This window comes from Nonomuraea sp. NPDC049486, assembly GCF_040676925.1.
Taxonomy (GTDB): domain Bacteria; phylum Actinomycetota; class Actinomycetes; order Streptosporangiales; family Streptosporangiaceae; genus Nonomuraea; species Nonomuraea ferruginea.
Map to the genome: position 1 here is coordinate 104,702 of NZ_JBFAPV010000020.1, position 16,598 is coordinate 121,299.

Sequence of the window (16,598 nt, forward strand, 5' to 3'; positions counted from 1 at the left end):
GGATGCGCGCCGGGCCCGCCGGCGGTCGTCAGCCTGCCGGGCTATCCTGCCCTCCGCCGCGCGGCGGACGTACGGGGCGGAAGGACGCGTCGACGAGGCCGCTGCGGTGCGCGACCACGGCGGCCTGGATGCGGTTGCGCAGGCCGAGCTTCTCCATCGCGGAGGCGACGTGGGTCTTGACCGTGGTGACGCCGACGTACAGCTCCTCGGCGATCTCGGCGTTGGACAGGCCGGTGCCGACCAGGGCGAGCACCTCGATCTCGCGCTCGGTGAGCCCGCGCGGGGCGGCCCCGGCGGACTGCTCCTCGGCGGCCAGGAAGCGTTCGACGACGCGGCGCAGCACCGACGGGGCGAGGAGCTGCTCGCCGGCGTGGGCGCGGCGGACGGCGTCGACCATGCGCGCCGGCTCGTCGTCCTTGACCAGGAAGCCGACGGCGCCGGCGCGGAGCGCGGCGTGCACGTTGGCGTCCTCGGCGAAGGTGGTGAGCACCACGATGCGGCTGGCCGGGCGGGCGGCGAGCACCCGCTTGATCGCCTCCAGGCCGTCGACCCTGGGCATGCGCAGGTCCATGAGGATGACGTCGGGCAGGTGGCGCTCGGCCAGCCGGACGGCCTCGGCGCCGTCGTCGGCCTCGGCGACCACCTCCATGTCGCCGTCGGCCTCCAGCAGCATCCGCACGCCCGCCCGGACGAGCACCTGGTCGTCGGCGACCAGGACACGGATCACGAGACGCTCCTGGCCGCGGGCAGGCTGGCGGCGAGCAGCCAGCCGCCGTCCTCGTCGGGGCCGGCGCTGAGGGTGCCGCCGAGGGCGCGGACCCGCTCCCGCATGCCCGCCAGCCCGCGCCCGGAGGAGGGCAGGCGCTCGATCGTGGTGGGCGGGCGGCCGTTGTGGATCTCGACGCCGACGCCGTGGCGGTCGGCGCTGACCCGGACGCGGACCTCGGTGCCGGGTCCGGCGTGTTTGAGCACGTTCGTGAGCCCTTCCTGGACGATGCGCGCGGCGGAGGCGCGGGCGACGAGCGGGGCGTGGTCGGTGCCCCGGTCGAGTTCGAGATCCACCGCGAGGCCGGCGGCCGTCATCCGCTCGGCGGACTCGCGGATCACGTCGTTGGGGTCGGCGAGCAGGCCGGGCTGCCGGTCGGGGTCGCGTAAGAGGTCGATCAGGCCGCGCAGGTCCTCCAGCACCTGGTGGCCGGTCTCGCGGATGTCGGTGAGCGCGTCGGCGACCGGGCCGTCGGGGGCGGTGTAGCGGGCGGCGCCGGCCCGCAGCACCATCGCGCCGACGTGGTGGGCGACGATGTCGTGCACGTCGCGGGCGATGCGCTCGCGCTCGGCGAGCTGGTCGGCGCGCATCTGGGCGACGGTGAGCCGGGTGGACTCGCGCACCCGCAGCCGCTCGGCCGCGGCGGCGGCCTGCTTGACCCCGAGGTAGCGGCCGATCGCGACCGGGGTGAGGACGAGCGCGCACACGACGGCGGCGCGGAAGAACGTGGTCTCGGTGTCCGGGCCGACGACGGCGACCCCGGCCAGCAGGCAGGTCGCCAGGTAGGCGGCGGCCGTCCACCCCCAGGAGGCGACCCGCATGGCGAACACGCCGAGGGCGATGAGGAGCAGCACCAGACTGGTGTTGACCACCTGGGGGAGGTAGGTGTCGGCGAGGACGACCAGGATGCAGTGGAACAGGAAGACGAGCCCCGGCATGCGCCTGGCCACGCCGAGAGCCAGCCCGGCGGCGACCGCGAGCACGCCCGTCATCCAGGCCGGCTGGGGCCCCGAGTGCCAGCTCGTCCAGGTGCTCAGCATGGTGTAGGCCAGGCCGCCGGCGGCGAGCAGCACGTCGGGGGTGACGTCGCGGTGCTCCAGCTCGCCCACCGGGCCGCGCAGGTAGCCGCCGACCACGGCCGGGAAGATCGCGACGCCCGCGCAGTAGAGCCCGGTCCTGAGCGAGAAGGCGGCGCCGGGGTCGACCAGGTTGACGGCGGTGGCGACGCCCGCCGCGGCCATGGCCACCGCGATGGAGCGCCAGCGCTCCCGGTAGGCGGTGAGCCCGACGGCGACCAGCAGCAGCATCTGGGCGGTGTTCGAGCTGTAGGCCCCCATCTGGTCGGTGAGGACGAGGGCGCCCGCGAGCCACAGCGCGGCCACGAGCGGCCGGCGCCGCACCAGCCCGAGGGGGACACCGACCAGCAGCGCCAGGGGGACGATCGTGTACTGCGGTGCGAGCTCCCCGAGCCGCGCCTGACCGGACATCAGCAGGTCCAGGCTGACGCCCGCGGCGGCGAGGAGCAGGTCGAACGGCACACCGCGCCAACGCCAGCTCATGGCACCCAAGGTATCGAGCGGGGCCTTCCGGACAGTCCTCCCGGCGGAGGATGCCTCCTCCTCCAAGTGGCCGATTCTTCGTCCCCCAGGCGGAGACGCGCATGGGATCCGGACCCTTACCTTTGAGTCATGTCCAACGACACCACGCTGCTTCTGCGCCAGTTCCTGCGTTCGCCCGCCACGATAGGGGCGCTGGTGCCCAGTTCGCAGCGGCTGGCCGCGGCGGTGTGCGCGCCGGTGCCCGAGCGCGGCGAGCCGACCGTGGTGGAGCTGGGGCCGGGCACGGGCCCGTTCACCGCCGAGATCCAGCGCAGGCTGGGCGGTCGCGGCCATCATCTGGCGGTGGAGCTCAACGAGACGATGGCCGCGCTGCTGGCCGAGCGCTTCCCCGCCGTGGACGTGGTGAACGGCGACGCCGCCAAGCTGTCCGCGCTGCTGGCCGAGCGCAATCTTGGACAGGCGGACGTGGTGGTCAGCGGGCTGCCGTGGGCGGCGTTCCCGAAAGGGCTGCAGCTGACGCTGATGGGCGCGGTGACGTCGGTGATGAGCCACGCGGGCGCGTTCACCACCTTCTCGTACGTGCACGCGATCCCGCTGAGCCGGGCGCGGCGCTTCCGGACGCTGCTGGCCGAGCGGTTCGAGGAGGTGGTGGCCGGGCGGACGGTGTGGCGCAACGCCCCTCCGGCGTTCGTCTTCCACGCGCGCAGGCCTCGCCCGCGAACAGAGCTTTCTTCTACCATGGACTGATGGATTTCACTCTCCCGGAGAGCGCGCTCGCGGTTCAGCGTGGCATCGCCGACATCTGCGCCCGCTACGACCTCGACTACTGGCAGCGGTGCGAGAGCGAGAAGCGCTGGCCGCAGGAGGTGTGGGAAGAGCTCGGCAAGGGCGGCTGGCTGGGCCTGGCGGTGCCCGAGCGCTTCGGCGGCGGCGGGCAGGGCCTGCTGGAGCTGGCCGTGGCGACCGAGACGATCTCGGCGTCCGGCGCGGCGGGCGGATCGGCCTTCACGTACGTGCTCACGCCCGGTTTCGGGGCGCTGACCCTGACCCGCCACGGCACCGACCGGCAGCGGGAGGAGCTGCTGCCGCGGCTGGCCACCGGCGAGCTGGAGACGTGCTTCGCGCTGACCGAGCCCGACGCGGGCTCCAACTCGCTGGCGATCACCACGTCGGCCCGCCGCGAAGGCGACGAGTTCGTGATCAACGGCCAGAAGATCTGGATCACCGGCGTGCAGCGGGCCGCCTGGATGCTGCTGGTCACCCGGACGGTGCCGGCGGCCGAGGCCAGGCCGCGGTCCCACGGGCTGACGGTGTTCCTGGTGAACGTGCCGGAGGCGGTCGCCGCCGGGCGGCTGTCGTTCCAGCCGATCCCCAAGATGGGCGCCAACACGACACCGTCCAACATGGTGTTCATCGACGACCTGCGGGTGCCGGCCGCGAACGTGGTCGGCGAGGTCGACCAGGGCGCGGCGGTGCTGTGGGACATACTCAACCCCGAGCGCGTCCTGCTGGCGGCCTCCGCGCTGGGCGGCGCCGAGGTGGCGCTGCGGGTGGCCGTGCAGTACGCCAAGGAGCGCGAGGTGTTCGGCCGGCCGATCGGCGCCAACCAGGCGGTGGCGTTCCCGCTCGCCCAGGTGAAGGCGAAGATCGAGCTGGCCCGGCTGATGATCTACAAGGCGGCGTGGTCGTTCGACCGGCGTCTGCCGTGCGGCACCGAGGCCAACATCGCCAAGCTGACCGCCTCCCAGGCCGCCTGGGAGGCCGCCGACGCCGCTTTCCAGACGCACGGCGGCATGGCGTACTCGCTGGAGTATCCGGTGGCCCGGCTGCTCGCCGACGCCCGGATCGGGAGGGTGGCACCCGTGACCGAGGAGCTTCTGCTCAACTACCTCGCGACGCAGGTGCTCGGCCTCCCGCGCGGTTTCTGACCGCCACCCGGCGCTGACCGCGGCGGGCCGCTGCTTCGTCCCCCGAGGCGGCGTTCTCGGCCCCGGCCGACAGGCTCGCCGTGCGGTCTGCCATGCGTTCCATGCCTTGGCGACTACCCCGGCCACGGCGCCGAAACCCCCCTCAGGTGAAGCGGGGCGGACGCTTCTCGCGCAGCGCGCGGAGCCCTTCGGCGGCGTCGGGGCCGGTGAAACCGAGGAACTCCATGGCGAGCGAGGCGTCGAACGCGGGCCCGGCCATCCGCAGCCAGTTGTTGAGCGCGTACTTGGTGAGCCTGATGGCCTCCTGCGAGCCCGCGGCGAGCTTGACCGCGATCTCCATGGCGGTGTCGTGCACGGCGTCGTCGTCGACGCAGAGGCTGACCAGGCCCATCTTCTCGGCCTGCTCGCCGGTGACGGGCTCGCACAGCAGCAGGTGGTACTTGGCCTTGGCCATGCCGCACAGCAGCGGCCAGATGATGGCGGCGTGGTCGCCCGCGGCGACGCCGAGCCGGGTGTGGCCGTCGATGATGCGGGCGGTGCGGCCCGCGACCGAGATGTCGGCGAGCAGGGCGACGGCCAGCCCGGCGCCCACGGCCGGCCCCTGGATGGCCGAGACTACGGGCTTGGCGCAGTTGAGCACGTTGTAGACGATGTCGCGGGCCTCGGCGAAGACGCGCAGCCGGGTGTCGTGGTCGCGGGTCATCTCCTCGATCATGGACAGGTCGCCGCCGGCGGAGAACGCCTCGCCCTCGCCCCGGATGACCACGGCCCTGACGGAGTCGTCGCGGTCGGCGTCGCGCCAGATCTCGGCCAGCTCGCGGTGGCCGGTGCGGTCGACGGCGTTGAGCCTGCGCGGCTCGCTGATGGTGATCCGCAGCACGCCGTCGGCGGGGGTGTCGGTCTTGAGCCGCTCGTAGGTCACAGCGACTCCTTGAGCCGGGCGGCGATGTACTCGCGGGCCTCGGCCGCCTGGTCGAACAGCCGCGGCAGGGCGAAGAAGCTGTGGACCGCGCCGTCGAAGCGGCGCAGCTCGACCGGCACGCCCTCCTCGGCGAGCCGGGCGGCGTAGCGTTCGCCCTCGTCGCGCAGCACGTCGCACTCGGCGGTCACCACGGTGGCCGGGGGCAGCCCGGCGCATGAGGCCAGCCGCAGCGGCGACAGGCGCGGGTCGCCGGGGTCGGCCCCGGCGGCGTACTGGCGCAGGAACCAGGCCGACTCGGCGGCGTCCAGGCCGTAGCCCTCGGCGAACTCGCGGTAGCTGAGGGTGTCCATCAGCGCGTCGAGCATCGGGTAGACCAGCACCTGGTGGGCCAGGCGGAGCCCGGCGTCGCGGGCCTGCCAGGCCGCCACCGCGGCGAGGTTGCCGCCGGCGCTGTCGCCGATCACCGCCACCTTGCCGTCGCACTGGTAGAAGGCGGGCCGGGCGAAGACGTCGCGCACGACGGTCCAGGCGTCGTCGGCGGCGGCCGGGAACGGGTGCTCGGGCGCGAGCCGGTAGTCGACCGAGACGACCACGGCGCCGGTGCGAATGGCCAGGTCGCGGCCGAGTGCGTCGTTGCGCTTGACGCTGCCGAAGACGAACCCGCCGCCGTGGAAGTAGACGACGACGGGCAGCGGCTCGTCACCGCGGTCGGCGCGGTAGATGCGGATGGGCACGCCCTCGGCCGTCTCGTCGCGGACCGAGGGCAGCTGCGTGAGCGGCCCGCGCTGGGCCGCGAGGCCGTCGACGGCGCGCATCTCCCGGATCCGCTCCAGATCGAGCGTGGCCGGGTCGACGCCCAGGTCAGACGGGTAGGCGGCGATGTACGCGCGTGCCTGGGGATGCAGCGACATGATCGAAGCCTAGCGGGCCGCCTCCACGAGCGCATCGAACAGGCCGTTGCCCTTCCCGCCGTCGCCGGTCTCGCGCTCCGGGTGCCACTGCACGCCCACGCCGAACCGGTGGCCCTGCAGCTCGATGCCCTCCACGATCTGGTCGTCCGCCCAGGCCACGGCCAGCAGCCCGGTGCCGAGCCGGCGCACCGACTGGGTGTGCGGGGCGACGGCCTTCACGTGGTCGCCGACGGCCTTGCCGAGCTTGCTCGACACGCTCACCTGGATGCGGTGCGGGGCGCCCGGCTCGTTGTGCCGCTCGCTCTCCAGCATCTCGGGCAGCCACGGGATGAGGCTGCCGCCCTGGGCCACGTTGAGCACGTGCATGCCGCGGGCGATGCCCAGGACGGGGATGTCGGCCTGCACGGCGGCCCTGGCCAGGGCCAGCTCGAACCGGTCGCGGTGCGGCTGCGGCTCGGGGGCGCGCGGGTCCTGCTCGTCGCCGTAGGCGGCCGCGCCCACCTCGGTGCCGCCGGTCAGCACGACGCCGCGCAGCCCGCTGACGTAGGCGGCGATGGCGTGGGAGTTGATCGGCGGCAGCACGACCGGCGCGCCGCCGGCCCTTTCGATCGCTCTGGCGTACGAGGGCGGGGAGAGCACGGCCTCCCGTACGTAGTCATCCCAGCGGGCGGCTTCGAAGTAGGCGGTGACGCCTATCAGCGGTCGGGACATGCGATCTCCAGGGGAGCGTTGTGCAGGGGTGGCCTGGGGCGCAGGCACATGCCCATCATGGCGCACACCATTTCGGTTATGTCGCTTGTCCCACAAGTCTCCTGGGGGCTGCCCGTCTGGAGCCCGCCGTCCGGTCCCGCGGCGGGGCGGGCGGGTGAGCGGGAGCAGGGCGGCGGGACGGGCAGACCGCCCGGCAATCCGCCCAAATCCCGAAATTTCATTATGAAAGGCAAATACAATTCCTATTCGCGTTCAATACTCGAAATACAGCCCCGGCAAGATGGGGAAAATAATGTGACCGTTACTGAAAGTTCAGATGTGCACCTCATTGGGTGAATCGGTTGTGAGGTTACAGAGGCGGTGTAACACTGGATTTCGAGCGATCGGATGTGCCGGGGCATACCGGACGCTCGTCACCCGGAGCCGCCAGGGAGGTGGGACGACACGACCGGAATAACTTTCCGGCCAATAGGACGGGTTGGGTATATGTCATTGAATCCGCGCCTGGTCAAGGAGAGCTTCTCCATCATCGAGCCGGTGGCCGACAAGGCGGCCGCCTACTTCTACGGCAGGCTGTTCGCGGAGAGCCCGCACCTTCGCGGGATGTTCCCGCCGGCCATGGACGTGCAGCGCGACCGGCTCTTCAGCGCGCTGGCCCGCATCGTGTGGAGCGTCGACAGCCCGGAGAGCATGCGCTCGTTCCTGGGCCAGCTGGGGAGGGACCATCGCAAGTACGGAGTGGTCGCCGAGCACTACACCGCCATCGGCAGCGCCCTGGTCGCCACCGTCCGGCGCTTCGCCGCCGACATCTGGAACGCCGAGATCGAGGCCGCGTGGGTGTCGGCGTACACGGCCGCGGCCAATCTGATGATCGAGGCGGCCGAGGCCGACGCCGGGGTCTCCCCCGCCTGGTGGCTGGCGGAGGTGCTGGACCACGAACGCCCTCACGACGACATCGCGATCCTCACCCTGCGCCCCACCCAGCGGCTGCCGTTCACGCCGGGCCAGTACGTCAACGTGCAGACCTCACGCTGGCCGAGAGTGTGGCGGACGTACTCGATCGCGAACGCGCCGCGCCCGGACAACGCGCTCCGGCTGCACGTGCGCGCGGTGCCCGGCGGCTGGGTGTCCACCACGCTCGTCCGCGACACGCGCATCGGCGACACGGTCATGCTCGGGCCGCCGATGGGCACCATGACGCCGCCCGAGCGCGGCGCGCGGGACCTGCTGTTCGTGGCCGGCGGCACCGGGCTGGCACCGCTGAAGGCGATCATCGAGCAGGTGATCGCCTCCGGCTGCCGCCCTTCCATGCACCTGCTGTTCGGCGCGCGCACCTCGGCCGAGCTGTACGACCTTCAGGACCTGATCCGGCTGGAGTCCTCGTTCCCGTGGCTGCGGGTGCTGCCCGTGGTGTCGGACGAGCCGGGCTACGAGGGGATGCGCGGCCGCCTGCCGGACGTGACCCGCCGCTTCCACTCCTGGGCCGAGCACGAGGTGTACGTGTGCGGGCCGCCCTCCATGGTCACCGAGACCGTACGCAACCTGCAGGCCGACGGGGTGCCACCGGCGCGCATCCACCGGGACGTGGTGCACGGCGAGCGGTGATCAGCGGAACGCCGCCGCGGTCTCGTCGTCGGCCGGCCAGAACGTCTCGATGGCCAGCTCGGAGACCGTCACCTCCACGGGCGTGCCGAAGGTCGCGATCGTGGTGAACATGGACAGCACGCGGTCGCCGTGCCTGATCCGCAGCGGCAGGAGGATGTCGCCGGGGCCGGGCACGTGCGCCACGTTCAGGTCCACCCCCGGATACCGGTAGGCGGCCAGCTCGTCGTGCAGCTCGGCCAGCCGCCCGTCGCCGGACATCTCGGCCTGCCTGCGCAGCCGGTGCAGCAGGTGGGCGCGGACCTCGGCCAGGTTCAGCAGCCGCCCGCCCATCGCCTCCGGGTGCAGCGACAGCCGCATCACGTTGACCGGTTCCTCCAGCAGCTCGGCCGGGACCCCCGCCATGAACATCCCGGCCGCCGGGTTGGCCGCCACCAGGTTCCAGGCGGCGTCCACGACCAGCGCCGGGTACGGCTCGTGCCCGGCCAGGATCGTGTCGAGCGCCTGCCGTACGACGTGCATCTCGGGCGCGCGCACCGCGCGCTCGGCGAACACCGGCGCGAACCCGGCCGCGATCAGCAGCCTGTTGCGGTGCCGCAGCGGCACCTCCAGCTCCTCCGCCAGCTTCATCACCATCTCCCTGCTGGGCCGGGCGCGCCCGGTCTCCAGGAAGCTGATGTGCCGGGCGGAGACGTCCGCCTCGATCGCCAGGTCGAGCTGGCTGACCCGGCGCCGCTGCCGCCACGATCGCAACAGATCACCAAAAGCCTCTTCTTGTACAGCTACAGCTCCCATGTCCCGATACGTTAGCGACAAAGGGGGAAGTGCCACGATTACCTGGCAGGTAATCGTGCGGCAAATCTCCCAGTACTCGGCGAGCCGGTCACCCGCGTGGCACGATGGCGGCATAGCGACCATGGGAGCGATGCCATGACAGACGCAGTGCTCGCGATCGGCACCCGCAAGGGCCTGTTCCTCGCCCGCTCCACCGCCGCAGGCGCGTTCCGCGTCGAGCCGATCGCGTTCTCCACCGTCGGGATCCACTCCGTGGCGATCGACACCGGGGGCGCGGCTCCCCGCCTGCTGGCCGGCATCGAGTACGGGCACTTCGGCCCCTCGGTCATGTACTCCGACGACCTCGGCGGGACCTGGCGGGAGGCCGAGAGCCCGCCGATCGCCTTCCCCGAGAAGACCGGGACCACGCTCACCCGCGTCTGGCAGCTCACGCCCTCCCCGTCGGAGCCCGGCGTGGTGTGGGCCGGCGTGGAGCCGGGCGCGCTGTTCAGGTCGGAAGACGGCGGCGTCACCTTCAGCCTGGTGGAAGGCCTGTGGGAGCACCCGCACCGGCCGCGCTGGCAGCCGGGCGGCGGCGGGCTGTGCCTGCACACGATCATCCCGCACCCGTCCGACCCGCGCGTGCTCGGCGTGGCGATCTCCACCGGCGGCTTCTACCGCACCACCGACGGCGGCCTGTCGTGGGAGGCGGCCAACCAGGGCATCCGCGCCCCGTTCCTGCCCGAAGGTCAGCAGTATCCGGAGTTCGGCCAGTGCGTGCACAAGGTGGCGATGGAAGCGGGCCGGCCGGACCGGCTGTTCCTGCAGCACCACTTCGGCGTCTACCGCAGCGACGACTTCGGCGGCTCCTGGCACGACATCGGTTCGGCGCTCCCCTCCGACTTCGGCTTCCCCGTCGTCACGCACCCGTCGCGCCCCGGCACGCTGTACGTGCTGCCGCTGCACGCCGACATGGACCGCACCCCGGTCGGCCACCGCTACCGCGTCTACCGCAGCACCGACGCCGGCGGGTCGTGGGAGCCGCTGGAGCGCGGCCTGCCCGAGGGGCCGGTGCACGCGAGCGTGCTGCGCGACGCGATGGCCGCCACGGAGGCGGGCCTGTTCTTCGGCACCCGCGGCGGCGAGGTCTACTGGTCGGCCGACGACGGCGCGAGCTGGTCGCTGGTGGCCTCCCACCTGCCTGACGTGCTGACCGTGCGGGCGGCGGTGCTCTGAGCCATGGCCCGTCCCGTGATGCTGGTCGTGTTCGTGCTCCCCGCCGCCCTGCGCAGGTGGGTGAGCGGCCGTACGGAAGTGAAGGTGTTCGCGGTCGGGCCCGACCGCGACTCGCCGCCCACCCTGGGCGCGGCGCTCGACGTGCTGCGCCGCACCCACCCGCTGCTGGAGGAGCGGATCAGGGACGAGTACGGGCGGATCCGCCGCCACATCAACATGGTCGTGTGCGGCGAGAACGCCCGCGGCCTCGGCAGCCTCGACTGCACGCTGCCGCCGGGCGCGGAGGTGTACGTCATGCCCGCCCTGGCCTGACCCGCTCGATCAGGGGCAGACGCGGCCGTTGGCCTCGAACGCCGCGTGCGTCAGCGGCATCAGCCCGGCCCACAGCGACTCCATCTTCTCGGCCACCATCTCGATCTCCCGCTGCGGGAACGACGGGAAGGCGGAGTCGTCGCGCCGCACCCGGAGCGAGAGGAAGTTCATCAGGGCGCGGGCGTTGCAGGTGGCGTACATCGAGGAGTAGAGGCCGACCGGCAGGACGGTCCGGGCTACCTCGCGGGCGACCCCGGCCTCCAGCATCTCCAGGTAGGCGCGGTAGGCCTGCCGGTAGCTCTCCGTCGTCGCCTCGGTCACCACCTTGTGCTGCTCGGGGGTGCCCTCGCGGAACACGTACTTGCCGGGCTTGCCTTCCTGCACCAGCTTGCGGTCGGGGCCGGGCACGTAGAAGACCGGCACGAGCTGACGGTATCGGCCCGACTCCTCGTTGTAGGAGAAGGTGCGGTGCCGCATGAACTCGCGGAAGACGAAGATCGGCGCGCTGACGTAGAAGGTCATGGACGAGTGCTCGAACGGCGTGCCGTGCCTGTCGCGCATGAGGAAGTTGATGAGGCCCTTGGACCGCTCGGGGTCGGCTTCGAGCTCGGCGAGCGAGCTCTCCCCCTTCGTGGAGACCCGCGCCGCCCAGAGCACGTCGGCGTCCGACGCGGCGGACTTGACGAGCTCCACGTCCATGTCGCCGCGGAACGTGATCTCAGGTTCGGCGCTGCCCATGGGAACCCCCCGGTCGGTTCAGTGGTGATGACGGCATCCAAGCAAACCACAGGCGAGGGCCGGGCTCACAGGCGGTAGACGCGGCGGGCGTTCCCCGCGCCGATCATGTGGGCGATCCTGGCGGCGTCGGCGGCGCTCCACTCCCCCGCGTCCAGCCGGGCCTTCAGCGCCGCGCCGAGCGCGCGCCGGAAGTAGACCGCCCCCAGGTGACACGTCTCGGCCAGCTCGCGGCAGCCGGACCCGTACAGCTGCTTGTGGAACGGGGCCAGCTCCAGCAGCTCGGCCAGCACCCGGGGCGACCCGGCGCCGGTGTGGGCCAGGGCGAGCCCGACGTCCACGTACACGTGCGGGAAGGCGTGCGCCAGATAGGCGGCCTGGCGCTGGTACGGATAGCAGGTGAGCAGGACGACCGGCACCCCGGCCGGCTGCAGCGCCCGGATGAAGCCGGTGAGCAGGGCCGGGTCGGCGAGGTGCGGCCCGGCGTCGCAGGCGCCGAGGCCGGCGTGGATCTGCAGCGGCAGCCCGCGCTCCCTGGCCACGTCGGCGGCCGACCAGAGCAGGTGGCGGGCCAGCGCGGGCTCGGCGAGCGGCTGCTTGGGGTCGGCGAGCCGCCGGTTGGCGGCGGCGAGCACCGCGCCCCGGCTGGGCCTCGCGGGGTCGAGGCCGAGGCCGCACAGACCGGCCACCACGGTCTTCAGAGCGACCGCGCGGGCGGCGCGGGCGGACAGCTCGTCGCCGAGGCTGTCGAGGTAGTCGACGGCGACGCCCGCCATCTCGGCGACGTCCTGCTCGATCTGCTCGATCCTGACGACCTCGCCGGCGGCGGCCTCGCCGCCGGACCCCATCTCGGCCGCCGTCAGCAGGTCGGCGCCCTCGGGGCCGGTGTCGACGAGGAAGGCCGACACGCCGGACGCCCGCAGCAGGAGCCGGTTGACCTCGGCCGCGCCCAGCTCGGCGCGGCGGGACAGGTAGATGGGCGGCGGCGCGTGCGGCTCCAGGCCGAGCACGGGCGCGCACCAGCGCCGCACGGCCGCGCCGAGCGGGGTGTCGAAATGGGTGGTGCCGGGCGGGGCCGGGCTGCCGCCCTCGTTGAGCAGCAGCTCGAACCGCCCGCGGGTCAGCTCGTCGCGGCGCACCCCGTGGCAGGCGTGGTCGACGAGCGGGGCGAGCAGGGCGTCACGCACCGTGTCGGGCAGGTCTACGGGGAGCATGCGGGAGACTCTAGGCGGTCCCCGCACGCGCCCGCGGACGTTTTACCCACTCACCGGCGGCACAGGCGCAGCACGTTCCTGATCACCTTGGCCCCGGCGCCGTCCTCGGCGGTGAGGATCGACTCCGGGTGGAACTGCACGCCGAAGCGGCGCCGGTCGGGGTCCTCGATCGCCATGACGTTGCCGTCGGGGGTGACCGCGGTCGGGGTGAAGCCGACGACGCCGGGCCGCTTGGCGTGCAGCGAGTGGTAGCGGGCGGCGGTGAACTCCTCGGGCAGCCCGTCGAGCAGCACGCCGGCGCCGAGCCGGGAGACCTGCCCGCGCTTGCCGTGCTCGGGGTAGTCGAGCAGTTCGAGCGTGCCGCCGGCGTGCTCGACCATCGCCTGCAGGCCGAGGCAGACGCCGAACACCGGCAGGTCTCGTGCGTAGATCTGGTCGATGAGCGCGGCCGTGCCGAAGTCGGCGGGCCAGCCGGGGCCGGGCGAGAGCACCACCAGGTCGGGGCCGATCTCGTCGAGCATCTCCGTCGGGAAGCCGTGGCGCAGCGTCACCACGTCGGCGCCCTCCTGGCGGAAGTAGTCGGCGAGCGTGTTGACGAAGGAGTCCTCGTAGTCGACGAGCAGCACCTTCATGCCCAGCCCCGGCTGCTCCCTGGCCGGGGTCTCGGCCACGGTGTCGGGCGCGCCGACCGCGGCGAGCGCGCCGAGCAGGGCGCTGGCCTTCAGCTCGGTCTCGCGCTCCTCGGCCTCGGGGTCGGAGTCGAACAGCAGGGTGGCGCCGGCCCGCACGGTGGCCAGGCCGTCCTTGATCTGGGCGGTGCGCAGGGTGAGGCCGGTGTTCATGGAGCCGTCGAAGCCGATGAACCCGATGGCGCCGCCGTACCAGCGGCGGGTGGTGGCCTCGTGGTCCTCGATGAACTGCATGGCCCAGGTCTTGGGCGCGCCGGTGACGGTGACGGCCCACATGTGGGTGAGGAAGGCGTCCAGCGCGTCGAACTCGGGGCGCAGCCGGCCCTCGATGTGGTCCACGGTGTGGATGAGCCGCGAGTAGAGCTCGATCTGGCGGCGGCCGATGACCTTGACGGTGCCGGGGACGCAGATGCGCGACTTGTCGTTGCGGTCGACGTCGGTGCACATGGTCAGCTCCGACTCCTCCTTGACGCTGGTCAGGAGGGTGCGGATGGCCTCGGCGTCGCCGACCGGGTCGGCGCCGCGGGCGATGGTGCCGGAGATCGGGCAGGTCTCGACCCGGTCGCCGCTGACGCGCACGTACATCTCGGGCGAGGCGCCGACGAGGTGCTCGCCCTCGCCGAGGCTGATGATGAACTCGTACGGCGCGGGGTTGCTCTTGCGCAGCCCGCGGTAGAAGCCGGACGGGTCGGCGCAGGTGGCGTGGAAGACCTGGCCGGGCACCACCTCGAACAGGTCGCCGCGCTTGAACCGCTCCTTGGCCGCGGCCACGACCTCTGAGTACTGGCCCCTGGGCGGGTTGGGCGGCACCTCGGCGGGGGCGACCTGCGGGCGGGCCTCGCCGGTGCGCTCCAGGCCGCGGGTGCTCCGGCCGTCGACGGTGAACTCGTAGCGGCGCTCGAAGCAGGTCTCGCGCTGGCGGTCGATGACCACGAGCCGGTCGGGCAGGTGGAGGACGAGGTCGCGCTGGTCGGCGGGGCGGTCGAGCCGGTGCTTGATCGGCTCGAACTGGAAGGCGAGGTCGTAGCCGAACGCGCCGTAGAGCCCGAGGTGCGGGTCGGCGCCCTTGAAGGTCGCGATGACCTCGCGGATGGCGGTGAAGACGGTGGGCCGGCGGCTGCGCATCTCCTCCGGCAGCAGGTCCTCCGACTCCGGGACGTGCACCTGCACGAAGTCGGCGGTGGGCTCGCCGACCGGCTTGCCCGCGGCGAGCAGGCAGGAGGCGACGGCGGGCAGCACGACCCGGCCGCGCTCGTTGAGCGCCCTGGCCGAGATGGTGCGGCCCTTGGCGACCAGCTCCACGCAGGGGTCGACGTAGCCGAAGGCCCATCGGCTGTAACGGCCGGGGTAGTCCATGCCCGAGGAGAACGCGCCGCCGCGCCGCTCTCCCAGAGCCGTCACGATCTCTTCGAGCGCGTCCTCGGACACCTCGCGCACCTCGAGCTCGACGTCGATGCCCTTGGCGGTGGTATATCCGCTCGTCTCCACTGCTGCCCCTTCGCGCACTTCGATCAACGAGCCCCGGGGCGAACACGACAAAGGCCGCCGAACCGGGGCGGCCTGCCAGAGGGTATGCGAAATCTTCGCGCCGCCTAGGAGCGGCGCCACCACTGAAGCTCGGCGTGAGTTCGCATGAGGCAAGGCTACTCCGGGCTGTCAAGATCGCGCAACGCGACGCGCAGGTGGCACGAAGGATCTACGGCGCATAGGTTGGATCGTCATGGACAGCCCCCTCGCGTGGCGGCCGGTCACCGCCGTCTCCGCGGTCCTCGTGACGCTGCTGCTGGCACTGAGCCCCCGCTACGGCTACCACCGTGACGAACTGTACTTCCGGGCACTCGCGGACTACCCGGACTGGGGGTACGTGGACCAGCCGCCGTTCACGCCGATGGCCGCCAGGCTGTCCATGGCGCTGTTCGGCGACTCGCCGACCGCGCTGCGGGTGCTGCCCGCGCTGGCGGCGGCGCTGCTGGTGGTGCTGACGGCGCTGATCGCCCGCGAGCTGGGCGGGGGCGGCGCGGCGCAGACCCTGACCGCGGCCGGCACCGCGACGGGCGCCTACACGCTGATCGCCGGGCACACACTGCTCACCGCGAGCTTCGACCTGCCGATCTGGGCGGCGGCCATCCTGTTCATGCTGAAGGCGCTGCTGCGCGACGAACGCTGGTGGCTCGCGGCCGGCGCGGTGATCGGCGCCGCCACGTACAACAAGCTTCTGATCGTGATGCTGGTGCTGGGGCTCGCGGCCGGGCTGCTGGCCGCGGGGCCGCGGCGGCTGCTGGCGAGCAAGTGGCTGTGGGCGGGGGCGCTGGTCGCGGCCGTGCTGGCGCTGCCGAACTTCGTCTACCAGCTCACCCACGACTGGCCGCAGCTGAAGATGGCGGCGGGGCTGAGCGAGGGCGACGGCGACACGATGCGGCTGCTGTTCACGCCGATGCAGCTGCTGCTGTTCGGGCCGGTGGTGGCGGTGATCGCCGGCTTCGGGTTCGTGCGGCTGTGGCGTGACCGGCGGGTGCGGGCGCTGGCCGTCGCCTATCCGGCGGCCGCGGTGGTGACGGTGATCAGCGGCGGCCGGTTCGACTACACGGCGGGGCTGGTCCTGCTGCTGTTCGCCGCGGGCTGCGTGACGGCGGAGTCGGCGGGGCGGGAGAAGATCAAGTCGGCGGGCCTGTCGCTGGCGGTCAACGGGCTCGGCAACGCGGTGATCACACTGCCGCTGGTGCCGCTGACCATGCTGGCGAGCACGCCGGTGCCCCTGATCAACGAGGTGGCGCGCGAGTCGATCGGCTGGCCGGCGTTCAACGCGGCCGTCACCGGGGTCCTCGACTCGCTGCCGCCGGACGAGCGCCGGCGCGCCGTCGTGGTCACGGGCAACTACGGGGAGCACGGCTCGCTCGTGCAGGGCGGCCTGACGCGGGTCTACTCCGGCCACAACCAGCTCTGGGAGTACGGGCCGCCGCCGGACGACGGGGACCCGGCGATCATCGTGAACGTCGGCAGGATGCGGCGCGACCTGCAGTACTCCTCCTGTGAGGTGCGTGCCAGGGTCGACAACGGGCTGGGGCTGGACAACGAGGAGCAGGACATGCCGGTGTTCCTGTGTCAGGGGCTGCGGCAGCCGTGGACGGCGACCTGGCATCGGTGGCAGCAGTTCGACTGACCACATCACATTTTGTGACATACCGCGCATTGTCAGGATTTTCTCTTGCAATCCCGACAAGGTCTCTTCACTCTTCTCC

At 72.4% G+C, this 16,598-nt stretch carries 15 protein-coding genes; 6 read left to right on the forward strand and 9 right to left on the reverse strand.

Annotation, left to right across the window (positions count from 1 at the left end):
* Positions 1-28 precede the first annotated feature (28 nt).
* Positions 29-727: a response regulator transcription factor gene (locus tag AB0K05_RS39530; RefSeq protein ID WP_364236315.1), complete on the reverse strand. Its 699-nt coding sequence runs from the start codon at positions 725-727 to the stop codon at positions 29-31.
* Positions 724-2,325, reverse strand: coding sequence for a histidine kinase (locus AB0K05_RS39535; RefSeq protein ID WP_364236317.1), 1,602 nt, complete (start codon positions 2,323-2,325; stop codon positions 724-726). The genes AB0K05_RS39530 and AB0K05_RS39535 overlap by 4 nt, the downstream gene beginning before the upstream one ends.
* Before the next feature lie 129 nt (positions 2,326-2,454).
* On the opposite strand from AB0K05_RS39535, the gene AB0K05_RS39540 reads away from it, so the two are divergent.
* Both AB0K05_RS39540 and AB0K05_RS39545 read left to right on the forward strand, forming a co-directional pair.
* Complete coding sequence (locus AB0K05_RS39540) at positions 2,455-3,072, forward strand: methyltransferase domain-containing protein (RefSeq protein ID WP_148031972.1); 618 nt, start codon at positions 2,455-2,457, stop codon at positions 3,070-3,072.
* The gene (locus tag AB0K05_RS39545; RefSeq protein ID WP_219544403.1) at positions 3,072-4,253 is read left to right on the forward strand and encodes an acyl-CoA dehydrogenase family protein; all 1,182 of its coding nucleotides are present in this window, start codon (positions 3,072-3,074) and stop codon (positions 4,251-4,253) included. Before AB0K05_RS39540 ends, AB0K05_RS39545 begins: the two co-directional genes overlap by 1 nt.
* A 142-nt stretch (positions 4,254-4,395) precedes the next feature.
* Here AB0K05_RS39545 and AB0K05_RS39550 read toward each other — a convergent pair whose 3' ends face one another.
* The 3 genes from AB0K05_RS39550 to AB0K05_RS39560 are packed head-to-tail and all read right to left on the reverse strand — an operon-like array spanning position 4,396 to position 6,797.
* On the reverse strand, positions 4,396-5,175 hold the full coding sequence (locus tag AB0K05_RS39550) for an enoyl-CoA hydratase/isomerase family protein (RefSeq protein ID WP_219544402.1): 780 nt from the start codon (positions 5,173-5,175) through the stop codon (positions 4,396-4,398).
* Positions 5,172-6,086 (reverse strand): alpha/beta hydrolase, encoded by a 915-nt coding sequence (locus tag AB0K05_RS39555; RefSeq protein WP_271276562.1) that lies wholly within the window; start codon positions 6,084-6,086, stop codon positions 5,172-5,174. Before AB0K05_RS39555 ends, AB0K05_RS39550 begins: the two co-directional genes overlap by 4 nt.
* Positions 6,087-6,095: 9 nt before the next feature.
* Positions 6,096-6,797, reverse strand: coding sequence for a gamma-glutamyl-gamma-aminobutyrate hydrolase family protein (locus tag AB0K05_RS39560; RefSeq protein WP_271276561.1), 702 nt, complete (start codon positions 6,795-6,797; stop codon positions 6,096-6,098).
* A gap of 486 nt (positions 6,798-7,283) precedes the next feature.
* On the opposite strand from AB0K05_RS39560, the gene AB0K05_RS39565 reads away from it, so the two are divergent.
* Positions 7,284-8,402 (forward strand): FAD-binding oxidoreductase, encoded by a 1,119-nt coding sequence (locus AB0K05_RS39565; protein WP_148031977.1) that lies wholly within the window; start codon positions 7,284-7,286, stop codon positions 8,400-8,402.
* On the opposite strand, the gene AB0K05_RS39570 is transcribed toward AB0K05_RS39565, so the two are convergent.
* Positions 8,403-9,194 carry a helix-turn-helix transcriptional regulator gene (locus AB0K05_RS39570; RefSeq protein ID WP_187281192.1) on the reverse strand — a complete coding sequence of 264 codons (792 nt, stop codon included), beginning with the start codon at positions 9,192-9,194 and terminating at the stop codon, positions 8,403-8,405.
* A gap of 135 nt (positions 9,195-9,329) precedes the next feature.
* On the opposite strand from AB0K05_RS39570, the gene AB0K05_RS39575 reads away from it, so the two are divergent.
* Both AB0K05_RS39575 and AB0K05_RS39580 read left to right on the forward strand, forming a co-directional pair.
* The gene (locus tag AB0K05_RS39575; protein ID WP_148031979.1) at positions 9,330-10,409 is read left to right on the forward strand and encodes a sialidase family protein; all 1,080 of its coding nucleotides are present in this window, start codon (positions 9,330-9,332) and stop codon (positions 10,407-10,409) included.
* A gap of 3 nt (positions 10,410-10,412) precedes the next feature.
* Positions 10,413-10,721, forward strand: coding sequence for a MoaD/ThiS family protein (locus tag AB0K05_RS39580; protein WP_148031980.1), 309 nt, complete (start codon positions 10,413-10,415; stop codon positions 10,719-10,721).
* Positions 10,722-10,730: 9 nt separating this feature from the next.
* Here AB0K05_RS39580 and thyX read toward each other — a convergent pair whose 3' ends face one another.
* From thyX to AB0K05_RS39595, 3 genes are all read right to left on the reverse strand, one after another.
* Entirely contained in the window at positions 10,731-11,459 is a 729-nt protein-coding gene (gene thyX / locus AB0K05_RS39585) for an FAD-dependent thymidylate synthase (RefSeq protein ID WP_148031981.1), read from the reverse strand.
* A 65-nt stretch (positions 11,460-11,524) separates the two neighbouring features.
* Positions 11,525-12,670, reverse strand: coding sequence for an amidohydrolase family protein (locus tag AB0K05_RS39590; protein WP_148031982.1), 1,146 nt, complete (start codon positions 12,668-12,670; stop codon positions 11,525-11,527).
* A gap of 50 nt (positions 12,671-12,720) precedes the next feature.
* Positions 12,721-14,847 carry an anthranilate synthase component I gene (locus AB0K05_RS39595; protein WP_148031983.1) on the reverse strand — a complete coding sequence of 709 codons (2,127 nt, stop codon included), beginning with the start codon at positions 14,845-14,847 and terminating at the stop codon, positions 12,721-12,723.
* Positions 14,848-15,079: 232 nt separating this feature from the next.
* Here AB0K05_RS39595 and AB0K05_RS39600 point away from each other — a divergent pair, with 232 nt between their 5' ends.
* Complete coding sequence (locus AB0K05_RS39600; protein ID WP_271276559.1) at positions 15,080-16,519, forward strand: glycosyltransferase family 39 protein; 1,440 nt, start codon at positions 15,080-15,082, stop codon at positions 16,517-16,519.
* The last annotated feature ends 79 nt before the right edge of the window (positions 16,520-16,598 follow it).

Coding starts and splice junctions, on each gene's coding strand:
- AB0K05_RS39535 (WP_364236317.1), bottom strand. CDS start 2,325: ATGAGCTGGCGTTGGCGCGGTGTGCCGTTCGACCTGCTCCTCGCCGCC.
- AB0K05_RS39540 (WP_148031972.1), top strand. CDS start 2,455: ATGTCCAACGACACCACGCTGCTTCTGCGCCAGTTCCTGCGTTCGCCC.
- AB0K05_RS39545 (WP_219544403.1), top strand. CDS start 3,072: ATGGATTTCACTCTCCCGGAGAGCGCGCTCGCGGTTCAGCGTGGCATC.
- AB0K05_RS39555 (WP_271276562.1), bottom strand. CDS start 6,086: ATGTCGCTGCATCCCCAGGCACGCGCGTACATCGCCGCCTACCCGTCT.
- AB0K05_RS39560 (WP_271276561.1), bottom strand. CDS start 6,797: ATGTCCCGACCGCTGATAGGCGTCACCGCCTACTTCGAAGCCGCCCGC.
- AB0K05_RS39565 (WP_148031977.1), top strand. CDS start 7,284: ATGTCATTGAATCCGCGCCTGGTCAAGGAGAGCTTCTCCATCATCGAG.
- AB0K05_RS39570 (WP_187281192.1), bottom strand. CDS start 9,194: ATGGGAGCTGTAGCTGTACAAGAAGAGGCTTTTGGTGATCTGTTGCGA.
- AB0K05_RS39575 (WP_148031979.1), top strand. CDS start 9,330: ATGACAGACGCAGTGCTCGCGATCGGCACCCGCAAGGGCCTGTTCCTC.
- AB0K05_RS39580 (WP_148031980.1), top strand. CDS start 10,413: ATGGCCCGTCCCGTGATGCTGGTCGTGTTCGTGCTCCCCGCCGCCCTG.
- thyX (WP_148031981.1), bottom strand. CDS start 11,459: ATGGGCAGCGCCGAACCTGAGATCACGTTCCGCGGCGACATGGACGTG.
- AB0K05_RS39590 (WP_148031982.1), bottom strand. CDS start 12,670: ATGCTCCCCGTAGACCTGCCCGACACGGTGCGTGACGCCCTGCTCGCC.
- AB0K05_RS39600 (WP_271276559.1), top strand. CDS start 15,080: ATGGACAGCCCCCTCGCGTGGCGGCCGGTCACCGCCGTCTCCGCGGTC.